Source organism: Pseudomonas izuensis, assembly GCF_002356535.2.
Lineage (GTDB): Bacteria > Pseudomonadota > Gammaproteobacteria > Pseudomonadales > Pseudomonadaceae > Aquipseudomonas > Aquipseudomonas izuensis.
Genome location: NZ_AP017423.2, coordinates 1,004,595 through 1,020,999, shown reverse-complemented (window position 1 = coordinate 1,020,999; position 16,405 = coordinate 1,004,595). Strand labels below are relative to the sequence as shown.

Here is a 16,405-nt window from a genome sequence, read left to right as displayed (position 1 = left end):
TCTTGGGGTCAGAAAACTCAGTCCAAAGGCGGAACGGGAAGCCCGCGTTTGGCGTAGAAGGCATCGACAAAGGCGGCCAATGTACCCTGTTGAATAGCCTCGCGCAAACCAGCCATAAGCACTTGATAATGGCGCAAGTTATGGATGGTATTGAGCATGCTCCCGAGCATTTCGCCGCACTTGTCCAGGTGATGCAGATAAGCGCGGGAGAAGTTCTGGCAGGTATAGCAATCGCAGGTCGGATCCAGCGGCGAATCATCATGGCGATGGAACGCGTTACGGATCTTGATCACGCCAGTGTCAATGAACAGATGCCCATTGCGGGCATTACGGGTTGGCATCACGCAATCGAACATGTCCACACCGCGGCGCACACCCTCCACCAGATCTTCCGGTTTGCCAACGCCCATAAGGTAACGAGGTTTGTCAGCCGGCATCTGGCCCGGCAGGTAATCCAGCACCTTGATCATTTCATGCTTGGGCTCGCCCACCGACAGACCACCGATGGCCAGGCCGTCAAAACCGATCTTATCGAGGCCTTCCAGGGAGCGCATGCGCAGGTCCTGGTGCATACCGCCCTGAACGATGCCGAACAGCGCCGCCGTATTGTCGCCATGAGCGTTTTTCGAGCGCTGGGCCCAACGCAGCGACAACTCCATGGATACGCGAGCGACGTCTTCGTCAGCCGGGTACGGCGTGCATTCGTCGAAAATCATCACGATGTCCGAGCCCAGGTCACGCTGAACCTGCATCGACTCTTCCGGCCCCATGAACACCTTGGCACCGTCGACCGGCGAGGCGAAGGTCACACCCTCCTCCTTGATCTTGCGCATGGCGCCCAGGCTGAACACCTGGAAACCACCGGAGTCGGTCAGGATCGGGCCTTTCCACTTCATGAAATCGTGCAGGTCGCCGTGCTTCTTGATCACTTCCGTGCCCGGACGCAGCCACAGATGGAAGGTGTTGCCCAGAATGATTTCAGCGCCAGTGGCCTCGATATCCCGCGGCAACATGCCCTTGACCGTGCCGTAGGTGCCCACGGGCATGAAGGCCGGGGTCTCGACGGTACCGCGCGGGAAGGTCAGGCGACCACGACGAGCCTTGCCGTCAGTAGCAAGTAACTCAAACGACATACGACATTGGCGACTCATTCTTTGTCCTCAGGGCCACGTGGTGCGGGGTTACGGGTGATAAACATCGCATCACCGTAGCTGAAAAAACGGTATTCGTTGTCGACGGCGGCTTTATAGGCGGCCATGGTCTCGGGATAACCGGCGAACGCCGAGACCAGCATCAACAACGTGGATTCAGGCAAATGGAAGTTGGTGACCAGGGCATCGACCACATGAAACGGCCGGCCCGGGTAGATAAAGATGTCGGTATCGCCACTGAACGGCTTGAGCACGCCATCACGGGCAGCGCTTTCCAGGGAACGAACGCTGGTGGTCCCCACCGCCACCACCCGACCGCCGCGCGCGCGACAGGCGGCAACCGCATCCACCACGTCCTGGCCGACTTCCAGCCATTCGCTGTGCATATGGTGGTCTTCGATTTTCTCGACGCGCACCGGCTGGAACGTGCCAGCGCCAACGTGCAGGGTCACGAACGCCGTCTCGACACCCTTGGCGGCAATCGTCTCCATCAGTACCTGATCGAAATGCAGCCCCGCCGTCGGCGCCGCCACCGCGCCCAAACGCTCGGCGTAGACGGTCTGATAACGCTCGCGGTCCGCGCCTTCATCCGGGCGGTCTATATAAGGAGGCAACGGCATGTGCCCGACACGGTCGAGCAGTGGCAACACCTCTTCGGCAAACCCAAGCTCGAACAACGCATCGTGACGCGCCAGCATCTCGGCTTCGCCACCGCCATCGATCAGGATCTTCGACCCCGGCTTCGGCGACTTGCTGGAGCGCACATGGGCCAGCACGCGATGACTGTCCAGCACCCGCTCCACCAGGATTTCCAGCTTGCCGCCGGAAGCCTTCTGGCCAAACAGCCGCGCCGGAATCACCCGGGTATTGTTGAACACCATCAAATCGCCGGGGCGCAAATGCTCCAGCAAATCAGTGAATTGACGGTGTGCCAGGGCGCCGCTAACCCCATCCAGGGTCAACAGGCGACTACCGCGACGCTCGGCCAAAGGATGGCGGGCGATCAGCGAATCAGGGAGCTCGAAAGTAAAGTCAGCAACGCGCATGATGGGGTTCGTCTAGCAGGGCCGGGAAGTCTAGCGGAAATATCAAAAATTCTCCATGTACCTGATTGACCGACGGTTATCTCATCTCTATACTTCGCCGCCATTGAGCCCTGATGGCGGAATTGGTAGACGCGGCGGATTCAAAATCCGTTTTCGAAAGGAGTGGGAGTTCGAGTCTCCCTCGGGGCACCAAAATTAAGAAAGGTCTTGCTTAGCAAGGCCTTTTTTTTCGCCTGCAGAAAAGCACCTGACACCCCGCGGCCCTGTAGGAGCCAGCCTGCTGGCGATGCTTTTTTGATTTTCCCCACCCTCGGTCAGTCAGACACTCATCAAGGACTTCACCCATGGAATCGCAACTGGAAACCGTCGCCCTCTTCTCTCTTAAGCTGGCTTATGAGACGGAAGATCAGAGTCCGATTTTGCGGGATGACTTGGTGATGGGGGATTACCAGCGGGATGTGTTTGAGTTGCTGGTGCGCAGAGATGATGTCGCGACTATCAAGGGCAAAGTAGCTGAATGCGTGGGGCTGGCGCTTGAGGCCATAGGTGGAGCCGGTAAGCCATTGGGACGAGAGTTGAATAGATTGTCAGCTGATTTCAGTGCTGCGCAGACGCTGGAGCAGCTCGATACTCCGCTCATTGCACTTAAGGATTACTTGAAAGATATTCAGTGAATGATCGTGTTAGGGAACGTTTGGTAACTCTTTACACCGACTGATACTGGCTAGGGTTTTGGCTGATATGGAAGTATATCTGCCCACTTTTCAATTGCGTCAGCAGACAGCAACGAAAGACCCTTTCAGCTCACAAGGACGTATCAATGCGGCAAATCGCCCTCAGCAACAAACCACTCAGAGGCATTCCCCGCCGCCTCCGCGCTCTGGAACACTGGGCCTCCACTTTTCGCGACGAATTTCACCCGCGAACCGAGCGCATGGAGCGCTATACAAACTGGAAGATCCCGGTGCACGAGGCCCTGGTCGAAGGCCCTCGAGCCAGGATTGAAGTTCAAGCCTTCTGCATTCAACAACTGCTCGAAGCCGCTAGCCACCTGTCCAACGCTGCTGACCACTCACAGGGTTACTATCGCGTCGCTTGCCTGCTGGTGTGGCCATGGGTTCATCAGAGCGAGATCACCATTTTCTACGACCGGAATTACTATTTGGGTTTTCTCGGAGAAACCAACACGCTCAAGCCAGAGCGGATCAGCCACGCTCTTGCACTGCAAAAGCCATCGCACTTCATCGAGCATGGGCATGACGTAACTCAACCTGATGATGAGGTCGCAGTACAATGGTGGTGCATTGGGGAACCGGTCTGACGGCTTTGGCGAGCAGGCTAGCCCCATAGAGATTGTGATGATCCGACAAGCATCGCTTGGCTCGAGTGCGTGAAAATAAATCCGTCCCCTTTTCCCTTCTCACTGAAGATGCTGCCTACGCCACAGACACCGACCGCCACGCCTGGGCAGTGGGCGAGGCGCCAGAATGGTTTTTGGTTTCAAAAGTCAGACGTGACGCTGTGAGAGCGGGCTTGGTTGCGGTGGCCGGGGTATTCAGCGGGATTTGTGGATGTCTTGCGTTTTTCGCGAGCGAGCTCGCTCCTACAGTGGGTTTGCTACAACCCAATGGCGATTGGACCGACCGCTGACTAAAATTCAGTGGGGGATCTCTTCAACGAGCCCTTACAAGGCGGGAGGTTTTACGATGAAGGTCGTAACTTCGCTGGCGTTGCTGGTAGCGGCAGGATGGATCTCAGTGGTTGGTGCAGCCCCGAAGCAAATCGTTGCCGTTCCCTTGAATGCAACTACTTACAATGCCGGGCATATCGCTCAGGCCATTCTGACCCCCTTGAGCAGTAGTGAAACGGCGCTCTCGTTGTTCGTCGGCGGTGTACCCAATGGCACTGCAATTCCGGCGCACTTGTATACCTATATCTACTCGGGAAGCTGCGCCAGGCACGAGCCCAAGCCGGTCTATTCACTCAATCGCATCGTGACTGACAACTTCAACGAGCAGGCGGGCATCCAACTCTGGAAGAGCGTGCCTTTGGCTTATGACTCGCTGCGGTCCGGCGGATACGCGCTGGTGATGCGGACAAGCCCGGCCGACGGGAATCCCGATATTTTCTGTGGTGAGCTTGGTTAAGGGTTTTCCCCGCTTCCATGCATAACGTGGGAGCGGGGGATTATCCCTCTCAGGCTGTTTGCAGTATGACGGTGCTCATTCAACAGCAGATGTTGATTACCTGCGTTTTTCGCGAGCAGGCTCGCTCCTACAGTGGGCTTGATCGTTACCTTCTCCACAGGCAATCCGCTGTGCATAACTCCAGCAACCTCCCCTCAAGCACGGCGCCTGATGCCGCGTTCTTCTAGACTCAATACAAGGTCGTAGACAGAACCAAACACGTCGCTCTGGTGCGGATAAATCAAAGGCGGCGTGGCAATCTGGCTTTTATGCCCTTACCGATGTGCGGCAAAGACCGCGCCGGGCACAACAAGATGCCCATTCAGGGTGCCCTGGCCAACGGCCTGAAAATGCCACGATACCGTGACGTGGTGTGAATGCCGCAGCCGACACTTTCGGACGACCGACGACCTTCTGGTGTGTCCGTGACCGTGAGGATTGCTGAATGCCTGATGAGAGTTTGCACCTGCCTGTGGTCAACAGTCTGCTGGAGCGCCATAAGGGTACTCCGGGCGCGCTGTTGCCCATTCTTCATGATATTCAGGAACGCATCGGTTACGTCCCCGATGCGGCCGTCCCCGAGATTGCCCATGTGCTGAACCTGAGTCAGGCGGAGGTTCGCGGGGTGATCAGTTTTTACCATGACTTCCGTACCTCGCCGCCGGCCCGCCATATTCTGCGTTTGTGCCGCGCCGAGTCGTGCCAGAGCCGTGGTGCCGAGCAGTTGGCCGCGCAGTTGCGCGAGCGTCTGCAACTGGATGACCACGGCAGCAGTGCCGATGGCAGCATCAGTTTGCGTCCGGTGTATTGCCTCGGTGCCTGCGCCTGTTCGCCTGCCCTGGAGCTGGATGGACGGGTGCATGCGCGGCTGAGCGCTGAGCGTCTAGATGCCCTGCTCGACGCTTGCCGGGAGGACGTGTGATGCCGACTCTCTATCTGCCCTGTGATTCCATTGCCCGTGCCGTAGGTGCCGATGAGGTATCCGTGGCCCTGATCACTCAGGCCAAAGCGCTTAATCTGCCGCTGGAGATACAGCGCACCAGTTCGCGCGGGTTGTACTGGCTGGAACCGCTGCTGGAAGTGGACAGCCCGCAAGGCCGGATTGGCTTCGGCCCGCTGACCGCAGACGATGTGCCTTCAGTGCTCGATGCGCTGCAAAAAGACTCCAGTCATCCCCTGGCCCTGGGTCTGGTGGAAGAGCTGCCTTATCTCAAATCCCAACAACGCCTGCTGTTCGCCCGCGCCGGCATTACCCGGCCGCTGTCGCTTGAGGATTACCAAGCCCACGGCGGTTTCGAGGGTCTGAAAAGGGCCATCACCGTTGGTGGTGAACAGACCGCAACAGAAGTCTTCGATTCAGGCCTGCGTGGCCGTGGCGGCGCGGCCTTCCCTGCCGGGATCAAATGGCGCACGGTGCGCGGCACTCAGGCTGCGCAGAAGTACATTGTTTGCAACGCCGACGAAGGCGACTCCGGTACCTTCGCCGACCGCATGTTGATGGAAGGCGACCCTTTCCTGCTGATCGAAGGCATGGTCATTGCCGGCATTACCGTCGGCGCCACCTTCGGCTACATCTATGTACGCTCGGAATACCCCGACGCCGTTGCCACCCTGCGCGCAGCGCTGAACATCGCCCGTGAGGCCGGATATCTGGGCGCCAATGTCGGCGGCTGCGGCCAGGCTTTCGACATGGAAGTGCGCGTCGGTGCCGGCGCCTACATCTGCGGTGAAGAAACCGCCCTGCTGGACTCGCTGGAAGGCAAACGCGGGATCGTCCGCGCCAAGCCGCCGATCCCCGCGCTGCAGGGCCTGTTCGGCCAACCAACCCTGGTGCACAACGTGCTGACCCTGGCCTCGGTGCCGCTGATTCTGGCCAAGGGTGCGCAGTTCTATCGCGATTACGGCATGGGCCGCTCACTGGGCACCATGCCCTTCCAGCTCGCGGGCAATATTCGCCACGGCGGTCTGGTGGAACGGGCCTTTGGCCTGACCCTGCGCGAACTGGTGGAAGACTACGGCGGCGGGACCGCCAGTGGTCGTCCGCTGAAGGCCGCGCAAGTTGGCGGCCCCCTCGGTGCCTGGGTGCCGCCGTCGCAATTCGATACGCCACTGGATTACGAGGCCTTCGCCGCCATCGGCGCGATGCTCGGTCACGGTGGCGTGGTGGTGGCTGACGACAGCCTCGACATGGCCCAAATGGCCCGTTTTGCCATGCAGTTCTGCGCCGAGGAATCCTGTGGCAAATGCACCCCTTGCCGCATCGGCTCGACCCGCGGCGTAGAGGTGATCGACCGCCTGCTGGCCGCGCCGGATCAGGCCAGTCGTGATGAGCAGGTGATCATCCTCAAGGACCTGTGCGACACGCTGCAATACGGTTCGCTGTGCGCGTTGGGCGGCATGACCTCCTATCCGGTCGCCAGTGCCCTCAAGTACTTCCCCGCCGACTTCGGTCTGCAAGCCTCGGAGGCCGAGCAATGATCACTGTATTCGATCCGAAAACCGACATCGATCTTGGCACTCCTGCCCGCGAAAGCGATGTGCAAGTCACCCTGAACATCGACGGCCGCAGCATCACCGTGCCCGAAGGCACTTCGGTGATGCGCGCCGCTGCATTGATGGGCACCACCATTCCCAAACTCTGTGCCACCGACAGCCTGGAAGCCTTTGGCTCCTGCCGCATGTGCCTGGTGGAGATCGACGGCATGCGCGGCTACCCCGCGTCCTGCACCACGCCGGTCACCGAAGGCATGACGGTGCACACCCAGACGCCGAAGCTCGCGACCCTGCGTCGCAATGTCATGGAGTTGTACATCTCCGATCACCCGCTGGATTGCCTGACCTGCTCGGCCAACGGCAACTGCGAGCTGCAAACCGTGGCCGGTCAGGTCGGCCTGCGGGAAGTGCGTTATGGCTATGAAGGCGAGAACCATCTGGCCGACGTGAAGGACACCTCCAACCCCTACTTCGACTACGACCCGAGCAAGTGCATCGTCTGCAACCGCTGCGTGCGCGCCTGCGAAGAAACCCAGGGCACCTTTGCCCTGACCATTACCGGGCGCGGTTTTGAATCCCGCGTGGCCGCTGCCGGTGGCGAGAACTTCCTCGACTCGGAGTGCGTGTCCTGCGGCGCCTGCGTGCAGGCCTGCCCCACCGCGACCTTGATGGAAAAAAACGTGGTCGAAATGGGCCAGCCGGAACGCAGCGTGATCACCACCTGCGCCTATTGCGGCGTGGGCTGTTCGTTCCGCGCCGAGATGAAAGGCAACCAGTTGGTGCGCATGGTTCCGGACAAGAACGGCCAAGCCAACCACGGCCACTCCTGCGTCAAGGGGCGCTTTGCCTGGGGCTACGCCACCCACCCGGATCGCATCACCAAGCCGATGATCCGCAAACACATCAGCGACCCGTGGCAAGAGGTCAGCTGGGACGAAGCGGTGACCTACGCCGCCAGCGAATTCCGTCGGCTGCAGCAAAAGTACGGTCGCGACTCCATCGGTGGCATCACCTCCAGTCGCTGCACCAACGAAGAAACCTATCTGGTGCAGAAACTGGTACGCGCCGCGTTCGGCAACAACAACGTCGACACCTGTGCCCGGGTCTGCCATTCGCCGACTGGTTATGGCCTGAAGCAAACCCTGGGCGAATCCGCCGGCACCCAGAGTTTCGACTCGGTGATGCAGGCCGACGTGGTGCTGGTGATGGGTGCCAACCCCAGCGATGCCCACCCGGTGTTCGCTTCGCAGCTCAAGCGCCGCCTGCGTGAAGGCGCGCGGCTGATCGTCATCGATCCACGACGCATCGATCTGGTGGACACGGTGCACGCCCGTGCCGACTATCACTTGGCCCTGCGCCCCGGCACCAACGTGGCCATGCTCAACGCATTGGCCCACGTGATCATCACCGAAGGCCTGCAAGACCAGGCCTTTATCGACGCCCGTTGCGAGGGCAACGATTTCGCCCGTTGGAGCGAATTCGTCAGCCGCGCGGAAAACTCGCCGGAAGCCATCAGCCCTATCTGCGGTGTGGCCGCTGCCGACATCCGTGCCGCCGCACGTTTGTATGCCACCGGCGGCAACGCAGCGATCTACTACGGCCTGGGCGTCACCGAACACAGCCAGGGCAGCACCTCGGTGATGGGCATCGCCAACCTCGCCATGGCCACCGGCAACATCGGCCGCGAAGGCGTGGGCGTGAATCCGCTGCGGGGGCAGAACAACGTTCAGGGCTCCTGCGACATGGGCTCCTTCCCTCATGAGTTGCCCGGATACCGGCACATCTCCAATGTGGCGGTGCGGACCGAGTTCGAACAGGCGTGGAACGTCACTCTGCAACCCGACCCGGGCCTGCGCATTCCCAACATGTTCGAGTCGGCGCTGGCCGGCACCTTCAAGGGCCTGTATTGCCAGGGCGAAGACATCGCCCAGAGCGATCCGAATACCCAACACGTCACCGCGGCCCTGTCGGCCATGGAATGCGTGGTGGTGCAGGACATCTTCCTCAACGAAACGGCGAAGTTCGCCCACGTGTTCCTGCCCGGCGCTTCGTTCCTGGAAAAGGACGGCACCTTCACCAACGCCGAGCGGCGTATCTCGCGGGTTCGCAAGGTCATGGAGCCGCTGGGCGGCAAGGCCGACTGGGAAGGCACCGTGGCCCTGGCCAATGCGCTGGGCTATCGGATGGATTACAAACACCCATCGGAAATCATGGATGAAATCGCCAGCCTGACGCCGACCTTCACCAACGTCAGTTACGCCGAACTGGATCGCCACGGCAGCCTGCAATGGCCGTGCAACGCCGCCGCACCGGACGGCACGCCGACCATGCACATCGAGCAGTTCGTGCGCGGCAAGGGGCGCTTCATGCTCACCGGCTACGTGCCCACAGAGGAAAAGGTCAACAGCCGCTATCCGCTGCTGCTGACCACCGGGCGCATCCTCAGCCAGTACAACGTCGGTGCCCAGACCCGGCGTACCGACAACGTCGCCTGGCATGACGAAGACCGCCTGGAAATCCATCCAACCGACGCCGAAAGCCGTGGCATCAACGAAGGCGACTGGGTCGGCATCGGCAGCCGCGCCGGCCAGACCGTATTGCGTGCGCGGGTCACCGAACGGGTTGCGCCAGGCGTGGTGTACACCACGTTCCACTTCCCGGAATCGGGGGCCAACGTGATCACCACGGATAACTCCGACTGGGCCACCAACTGTCCGGAATACAAGGTCACCGCCGTGGAAGTCAGTCGTGTCTACCACCCTTCGGAGTGGCAAAAACGCTTCCAGGCGTTCACGGAAGAACAGCACCGTTTGCTCAAGGAACGCCGTCAAACTGCCAAAGCGGAGGTACGCCGATGAGCACTGCCAACCTGATCAAAATGGCCAACCAGATCGCCCAGTACTTCGCCAGCGAGCCGGACCAGCAACAGGCCGTGCTCGGGGTGCGAAATCATCTGCAGCTGTACTGGACGCCCGGCATGCGCAAGGAATTGCTGGCCTGGCAAACGGAGCACCCGGCGGACTTGCATCCGCTGGCGCAAGCGGCGGTCAGTGGGGCGGGGTGGGAGGCTTAGATAAGAGGAACTGTGGAAAACCTGTGGGAGCGAGCCTGCTCGCGAAAGCGGTGTGTCAGTCACAATTATGTTGGCTGACACTCTGCATTCGCGAGCAGGCTCGCTCCCACACGGGTTGTGTGTAGTGTTTGCCCGCCTTATTTATCTCCCTCTGTCACCCGCACAGCCGTCTCGATCGCCCGCACGCTGATCGCCGCAAAGATCGCCGTCAGCAACACGCCATTAAATCCAAGCAATATCGCCAATATCCGCGAAAGCGGCAGTTTCGGCACGAGTTCGCCATAGCCAATGGTCAAGCCGGTCACGAAGCCAAAGTAGATGCCGTCAAACGGATCCCAGCCCTCCAGATAACTGATGATCAAGCCAACCGTAACGATAATTATCAGCATCGTGGAAAAGATCGGCCAAGCCAGTCGAAGGTAGAAGCCGACGGATTTGTAGAACTCTCGACGGATGTGCGACGGATGGGCGTGCTTCATGTCATGGCTTCCTGAACGACCGGCGAATTGGCGCCCCATCAGCTTGGCACAAGCTCTGGAATATGAAGACGGACCAGGCAAGACTGCTCAAGCTGTTTGCGGTACTTGTCGTTGATGGCGTAGGCCGGCAATTGAGTAGCGATAAAAATGGCCAGTGCCGGCAGGATGATCCTGGTCATTATTTCTATCCTCTGGTCAGTACCTTGCCGAGTGCCCGCAAGGTGCATGGATCACTTACTGTAGTCCGAATCCCGTACTCGAATGCACCGGCAACTCCACCAACGCTTCCAGTCCGCCCGTCGACCGGTTGCGCAACGTCAACTCCCCGCCATGCTCCAGCACAATCGCCCGCGCCGCCGACAACCCCAGGCCAACCCCGCCCGTGCTTTTGTTGCGCGAGCCTTCCAGACGGAAGAACGGCGTGAACACTTGCTCCAGATTCGACTCGGGAATCCCCGGCCCACGGTCCAGCATCCTGATCCGCACCTGCCCGGCATCGGCCATCAGCTCCACCGCCGGCTCGGCACCGTACTTGATCGCGTTCTCCAGCAAGTTGGTCATCACTCGCTTGAGTCCCAACGGCCGCCCGAAATACACCAGCCGCAATGGCCCGCTGTAGGCAATCTCGACCCCCTGATCCCGGTAATCATCCAGCAAGGTGTGCAGCAGTTCCGCCAGGTCAAACTGGGTCGCGGGTTCCAGCCGGGCGTCGTCACGGAAGAATTCCAGCGCCGAGTTGATCATTGCCTGCATTTCATCCACGTCACGAAACAACCGTTGCTGCTGCTGGGCATCTTCGATGAATTCACCACGCAGGCGCATCCGCGTCAGGGGCGCGCGCAGGTCGTGGGAGATGGCGGCGAGCATTTGCGTGCGGTCGCGAATGAAGTGTTGCAACTGGGCCTGCATGGCGTTGAAGGCGAGGATGGCCTGGCGAATTTCCTGGGGGCCGAGGGGTTCGATGGGCGGTGCCCGGAAGTCGGTGCCGAAGCGTCGGGCGCCTTCGGTGAAGCGTTGCAGCGGCGTGGCGAGGCGGCGGGTGGCGATCAGGGCGACCAGGGCGGTTGAGATCAACACCAGCAGGATGACGATCAGGTAGCGTGGCGCCTCGTCGAGCCCCCAACTGCGCGAGGGCGCGGAGAACATCACCCATGAGCCGTCGGCCAACTCGATCAATAGCGCGTAATGGGCGTCTGCCTTGTGCTCGGTCCAGTCAGCCGGTTCATAAGCCTCGATGCGCCGATCAGGGGCTTTGAGCATGGGTTGCAGGATGGACGAGCCGATTTCCGACTTGGCATCGTCCACCGCCGGCAAGTCGAGATTCCGCCGGTCAGGGTGCCAGCTGACGATGAAGCCATTCTCGCCGGCGGCTTGCGCCAGTTGGTTGCGCAATGGCACCGGGGCGGCTTCGATGACGCGGGTGATGGCAGCGGCTTTTTCCAGCAGGCCGGTTTCGGTCAGCGGCGGGCGCGCCCAGACGCCGGCCACCTGGATAAACAGGCCGTTGAGCGCCAGTGAAATGAGCATCGCCAGGATGATCGTCAGCGCGATCCAGCGCCCCACCGTGTCCCGGCGAAACCGCGTCAGCCAGCTCATCGCCGGGTCACGCTGGGGGTGAACAGGTACCCACCATTGCGCACGGTGCGAATCATCGCCGGGCGCTTGGTGTCGGATTCGAGTTTGCGCCGCAGGCGGCTGACCTGCACGTCGATGCTGCGATCGAAAGCGTCATGGCAATGCCCACGCGCCAGGTCCAGTAACTGTTCGCGGGTGAGGACGCGTTGCGGGTGTTCGACGAAGACCAGCAGCAGGTCGAATTCGCCGGCCGAGAGCGGGATCATCACGTTGTCCGGCGAGCGCAGTTCACGGCGGGTGACGTCCAGGTGCCAGTCGGCGAAGTCGATCAGCGGTCGTGGCCGTTCCTGCGCCAGCGGACGGCGGTCGTCCACGCGGCGCAGCACGGCGCGCACCCGCGCCAGCAGCTCGCGGGCGTCGAAGGGTTTGGTCAGGTAATCGTCGGCGCCCAGTTCGAGGCCGACTACCCGGTCGCTGAGTTCGCCCATGGCCGTGAGCATGATCACCGGGATGGTGTAACGAATCCGCAGTTGCTGGCAGAGGATCAAGCCGCTGTCGCCGGGCAACATCACGTCGAGAATAATCAGGTCGGGCGCCTGGCGCTCGATGGCTGCCCACAGCGATGCGCCGTCGGTGGCGACCTCGACGCTGTAGCCGTGCTGCACGAAGAATTTTTTCAGGAGATCGAGGACTTCAACGTCGTCGTCGACTATTAAAAGGCTGTTCACCAAAGGTCACTTACGGGGCGAATGGAACCGTTATCTAAAACCATTCGCGGCAGCGCGTCATTTATTTCAATCCTGCAATAAAGCGTCAGCGCCGCAATAAACCAGACATCTTTGCGCAAGGCTCGGGGCTCAGCATCCTGGCAAATTCTTCCCGAGACTTGCGTCCATGTTGCCTTTGAAGTGTGCCCCCTGGCTGGCCCGTCGTACCTCGATTGCCATGCTGGCCGTTGGGCTCGCGGGTTGCAGCAGCCAGCCAACGCCCGCGACTACCCTGACCTGCGCCGACACCGACTACTCGGTGTACGACCCTGCGGAACCGTTCAACCGTGGTGTCTTCGCCTTTAACCGGGTGGTCGACGACTATGCCCTGGCGCCGGTCGCTCGCGGTTATCGCTACACCCCGGATTTTTTCCAGACCGGTGTGCATAACTTCGTGGCGAACTTCGGCGAACCCAAGGTCTTTATCAATGACCTGTTGCAGGGCAATCCGGGACGCTCGGCCAATACAATGGGGCGTTTCCTGCTCAACACCACGCTCGGTGTAGCGGGCCTGATTGATGTTTCCGGCAAGGCCGGGGTCCCCCGTCACAACGCGGACTTCGGCCAGACCTTTGGCGTATGGGGCATTGGCAACGGCCCGACTGTCGAGCTGCCATTGCTCGGCACGTCCAACAGCCGGGACGCCACCGGTCGCGTGCTGAGCTTCATGGTCGATCCGTTCGGCGACAACAGCGATACCGTGGACACACTGTCCACCGTCAATACCGTCGGCGGCGTTGTCGATGGTCGCGCGCAAGCCTTGCCGCTGACCGACAGCCTGCAACAACTGCCGGATTATTACAGCGCGTTGCGCGATGTAGTCGCCGCGCGCCGCGCCGCTTACGTGGCCGATGGCAAGCAAGGCTCGACGCAGAAGTCCAACCCTCAATGCACAGGAACGCCGACCGATGGCTTCTGATGGCTTGATTTTGCAGCAATGGGTGAGCCGGGACGACGCAACCAATCTGCACTGCCAGGAAACTACCCTGCGACTGTCAGAAGACTGTCGCCAACTGGTGCTCAGCAGCTATACCGAGCACTACGGCCCGGCGGCGCAGAGTTGGATCGAGCACAATCACACGGTGTCGGTGAGTGATTTGCTTCGCTGGTTGATGGCCAATGGAGAGGCAGTCGTCATGAAATCCGACAGTCGGTCGCTGTCTTGATGTCGGAAAAGGGGGAATAGAAGCGCGGTTACATAATCGGAGCATTCACGCGGGTGTACATAGTGTCGGTCGTGTTGACTCGGCTGTACCCATCACAGACAATCACCGCAATCGCGCCCGAACCTCTGGTGCTGGCTCAGTCCGGCATTATGTTTGGGCCTTCTTTTTTCTGGGACATGGACTGTTGCAGCAATTAGCCCCGCCGAAGCCATTTCGATCCTACTGCGACCTGTCCGCATTGCTCGCCCGTCGAGGCATGGAAATCACTGACGTTGCTCGCGCCGAACGCAAACTCAGTCAGATCGGTTATTACGCTCAACTGGCTGACCAAACGCCGACGCATGCGCATCGTGCCGCACATCCCTGAACATGCCGAGGCGGGTGAGCGGTTGTGGAATTCGGCGGGGATCGGGCAGGTGTTCTTTAATGAAAAAGGGCAACCGCGGGATATCTTCCAGCACAATGCCAACGGTGCGCCGAGGACGCGAATGGTGGCGCCGGAGCAATCGGATTAAGGGCATGACCCGCAAAACCTGTGGGAGCGAGCCTGCTCGCGAATGCTATCTGTCCGTCCCTGCAGTGGTGACTGTCATACCGCCATCGCGAGCAGGCTCGCTCCCACAGTTGATTGGTGTCATCCATGGATCTCACCCGAACCCTGATCATCGGCAACTCCGGCTCCGGCAAAAGCTGGCTGGCCCGACGGCTGTCCGAGCAGTTGCAGGCTCCCTGGATCGATCTTGATCAAATCCACTGGCTATCCGACGAACACAGCATCGCCCGTCCCCGAAACGAAGCATTGGCCATGGCGCGCATTGCGGCCAGTGAAGAGCGTTGGGTGATCGAGGGTGTTTACGACTGGATCGTCAGCGAGCTCTTACCCCGGGCGACTGCATTGATCTGGCTGACTGTTGAGGATGAGGAATGCATTGCCAACATTCGCCAACGCGAGGCGAAACGGGACGAGAACGATGAGTTGTTGGTTGCCTTGCTGGAATGGGCCGGCAGTTATCGCACGCGTGACGGGGCTAGTGGGTTTGCGGCGCATCAGCGGCTGTTCGATGCGTTTGGCGGCTCGAAGCTCCAATTGATCGCGCAGCCTGAAATCACAGCTTTCATCAGGCACCTGTAGGAGCTGGCTTGCCAGCGATGGATTCGAAAGCGCCGCGTTTACCCGGTTGAAACGCGACATCGTTAACGATCATCGCTGGCAAGCCAGCTCCTACAGGGGATGCATTTCAAGCTGCTGCAATCGCCCGACTCACCCCTCTCACAATCATCTCCACCTCCCCCTCATCAATCGTGAGCGGCGGCAGCAAGCGGATGGTCTGGCCCCTGGTCACATTGATCAGCAAGCCATGATCCCGCGCGGCGATCAGGGTCAGGTCGCGGATGGGTTGTTTGAGTTCGATGCCAATCATCAGGCCCTGGCCGCGGATCGCCAGGACGTTCGGTTGGTTGGCCAATTCCGTGCGCAACCGGTCGAGCAGCCGTTCGCCCTGGCGCCGGGCATTATCGCGCAGGCCCTGTTCTTCGATGATTTCCAGCACGGTGCAGGCGACGCGGCACGCCAAAGGGTTGCCGCCGAAGGTGCTGCCGTGGCTGCCGGGGGTGAAAAGCTCGGCGGCTTTACCGCGAGCCAGGCAGGCGCCGATCGGGATGCCATTGCCCAGGCCTTTGGCCAGGGTCATGACGTCGGGGACGATGCCTTCATGCTGGCAGGCGAACCACTGGCCGGTACGGCCGATGCCGGTCTGGATTTCGTCGAGCATCAGTAGCCAGGCACGCCGGGTGCACAGTTCGCGCACGGCTTTCAGATAGCCGGGTGGTGCCAGTTGAACGCCGCTTTCGCCCTGGATCGGCTCCATCAGAATCGCCACAATGCGCGGGCCGTGGGCCTGCTGCACCCTCTCCAGCGCCTTGAGATCGCCGAACGGCACCTTGATGAAATCCCCCGGCAGCTTGTTGAAACCTAACCGCACCGCCGGGCCATCGCTGGCGGACAAGGTGCCGAGGGTCCGCCCGTGAAAGGCGTTTTCCATGACCACCACCAGCGGTTGTTCGATGCCTTTGTGCCAGCCATACAGGCGTGCGATTTTCAGCGCCGTTTCGTTGGCCTCGGCACCGGAATTGTTGAAAAACGCCCGGCCCATGCCGGAGAGCTGAGTGAGTCTGTGCGCCAGCCGCTGCTGCCAGTCGATGCTGTAGAGGTTGGACGTGTGCAGCAGCAGCCCGGCCTGCGCACTGATGGCGGCGACGATTTTCGGATGGGAATGACCGACGTTGGTCACCGCCACCCCCGCCACCGCATCCAGGTATTCACGACCGGCCAGGTCCCACAGGCGCGTGCCCAGGCCTCTGTCGAAACTCAAGGCCAGGGGTTGGTAAGTGCTCATCAGGCAGGCGGCGGTCATGACATCAGGCTCCATCAATTGTCGGTGTTTTGGCAGTATGGTTAGCCACCTGAAC

17 protein-coding genes, 1 tRNA gene and 1 pseudogene are annotated in these 16,405 nt (G+C 60.6%); 12 read left to right on the top strand and 7 right to left on the bottom strand.

Annotated elements, in window-relative coordinates:
- Positions 1-17 precede the first annotated feature (17 nt).
- Positions 18-1,133, bottom strand: coding sequence for a tRNA guanosine(34) transglycosylase Tgt (gene tgt / locus LAB08_RS04545; protein ID WP_172901690.1), 1,116 nt, complete (start codon positions 1,131-1,133; stop codon positions 18-20).
- A gap of 14 nt (positions 1,134-1,147) precedes the next feature.
- Entirely contained in the window at positions 1,148-2,197 is a 1,050-nt protein-coding gene (gene queA / locus LAB08_RS04540) for a tRNA preQ1(34) S-adenosylmethionine ribosyltransferase-isomerase QueA (protein WP_096513326.1), read from the bottom strand.
- 107 nt (positions 2,198-2,304) lie between these two features.
- Here queA and LAB08_RS04535 point away from each other — a divergent pair.
- From LAB08_RS04535 to LAB08_RS04500, 8 genes are all read left to right on the top strand, one after another.
- Positions 2,305-2,389, top strand: a tRNA-Leu gene (locus LAB08_RS04535).
- A 152-nt stretch (positions 2,390-2,541) separates the two neighbouring features.
- Entirely contained in the window at positions 2,542-2,871 is a 330-nt protein-coding gene (locus tag LAB08_RS04530; RefSeq protein WP_096513327.1) for a hypothetical protein, read from the top strand.
- A 146-nt stretch (positions 2,872-3,017) separates the two neighbouring features.
- Entirely contained in the window at positions 3,018-3,518 is a 501-nt protein-coding gene (locus tag LAB08_RS04525; RefSeq protein ID WP_096513328.1) for a DUF3916 domain-containing protein, read from the top strand.
- A gap of 385 nt (positions 3,519-3,903) precedes the next feature.
- Complete coding sequence (locus tag LAB08_RS04520) at positions 3,904-4,344, top strand: hypothetical protein (protein WP_096513329.1); 441 nt, start codon at positions 3,904-3,906, stop codon at positions 4,342-4,344.
- A gap of 484 nt (positions 4,345-4,828) precedes the next feature.
- Entirely contained in the window at positions 4,829-5,305 is a 477-nt protein-coding gene (locus LAB08_RS04515; RefSeq protein WP_096513330.1) for a formate dehydrogenase subunit gamma, read from the top strand.
- Positions 5,305-6,861: a formate dehydrogenase beta subunit gene (locus LAB08_RS04510; protein ID WP_096513331.1), complete on the top strand. Its 1,557-nt coding sequence runs from the start codon at positions 5,305-5,307 to the stop codon at positions 6,859-6,861. The genes LAB08_RS04515 and LAB08_RS04510 overlap by 1 nt, the downstream gene beginning before the upstream one ends.
- The gene (gene fdhF, locus LAB08_RS04505) at positions 6,858-9,734 is read left to right on the top strand and encodes a formate dehydrogenase subunit alpha (protein ID WP_096513332.1); all 2,877 of its coding nucleotides are present in this window, start codon (positions 6,858-6,860) and stop codon (positions 9,732-9,734) included. Before LAB08_RS04510 ends, fdhF begins: the two co-directional genes overlap by 4 nt.
- Positions 9,731-9,949: a formate dehydrogenase subunit delta gene (locus LAB08_RS04500; protein ID WP_096513333.1), complete on the top strand. Its 219-nt coding sequence runs from the start codon at positions 9,731-9,733 to the stop codon at positions 9,947-9,949. Before fdhF ends, LAB08_RS04500 begins: the two co-directional genes overlap by 4 nt.
- 137 nt (positions 9,950-10,086) lie before the next feature.
- On the opposite strand, the gene LAB08_RS04495 is transcribed toward LAB08_RS04500, so the two are convergent.
- The 4 genes from LAB08_RS04495 to LAB08_RS04480 are packed head-to-tail and all read right to left on the bottom strand — an operon-like array spanning position 10,087 to position 12,731.
- Complete coding sequence (locus tag LAB08_RS04495) at positions 10,087-10,428, bottom strand: potassium channel family protein (RefSeq protein WP_096513334.1); 342 nt, start codon at positions 10,426-10,428, stop codon at positions 10,087-10,089.
- A gap of 38 nt (positions 10,429-10,466) precedes the next feature.
- Positions 10,467-10,607, bottom strand: coding sequence for a hypothetical protein (locus tag LAB08_RS04490; RefSeq protein WP_157755745.1), 141 nt, complete (start codon positions 10,605-10,607; stop codon positions 10,467-10,469).
- Between the two features lie 55 nt (positions 10,608-10,662).
- Positions 10,663-12,024 (bottom strand): ATP-binding protein, encoded by a 1,362-nt coding sequence (locus LAB08_RS04485; RefSeq protein WP_096513335.1) that lies wholly within the window; start codon positions 12,022-12,024, stop codon positions 10,663-10,665.
- Positions 12,021-12,731: a response regulator gene (locus LAB08_RS04480; protein ID WP_096513336.1), complete on the bottom strand. Its 711-nt coding sequence runs from the start codon at positions 12,729-12,731 to the stop codon at positions 12,021-12,023. Before LAB08_RS04480 ends, LAB08_RS04485 begins: the two co-directional genes overlap by 4 nt.
- 166 nt (positions 12,732-12,897) lie before the next feature.
- Here LAB08_RS04480 and LAB08_RS04475 point away from each other — a divergent pair, with 166 nt between their 5' ends.
- The 4 genes and pseudogenes from LAB08_RS04475 to LAB08_RS04460 all read left to right on the top strand — a co-directional run bounded on the left by LAB08_RS04475 (position 12,898) and on the right by LAB08_RS04460 (position 15,068).
- Positions 12,898-13,689 carry an MlaA family lipoprotein gene (locus tag LAB08_RS04475; protein WP_096513337.1) on the top strand — a complete coding sequence of 264 codons (792 nt, stop codon included), beginning with the start codon at positions 12,898-12,900 and terminating at the stop codon, positions 13,687-13,689.
- Positions 13,679-13,936, top strand: a complete 258-nt coding sequence (locus LAB08_RS04470; RefSeq protein WP_096513338.1) for a hypothetical protein — start codon at positions 13,679-13,681, stop codon at positions 13,934-13,936. Before LAB08_RS04475 ends, LAB08_RS04470 begins: the two co-directional genes overlap by 11 nt.
- A 314-nt stretch (positions 13,937-14,250) precedes the next feature.
- Positions 14,251-14,451, top strand: a pseudogene (locus LAB08_RS04465) (alkaline phosphatase family protein); the annotation flags it as partial.
- Positions 14,452-14,576: 125 nt separating this feature from the next.
- On the top strand, positions 14,577-15,068 hold the full coding sequence (locus LAB08_RS04460) for a P-loop NTPase family protein (protein WP_096513339.1): 492 nt from the start codon (positions 14,577-14,579) through the stop codon (positions 15,066-15,068).
- 106 nt (positions 15,069-15,174) lie between these two features.
- Here LAB08_RS04460 and LAB08_RS04455 read toward each other — a convergent pair whose 3' ends face one another.
- On the bottom strand, positions 15,175-16,350 hold the full coding sequence (locus tag LAB08_RS04455; protein WP_096513340.1) for an aspartate aminotransferase family protein: 1,176 nt from the start codon (positions 16,348-16,350) through the stop codon (positions 15,175-15,177).
- Between the last annotated feature and the right edge of the window lie 55 nt (positions 16,351-16,405).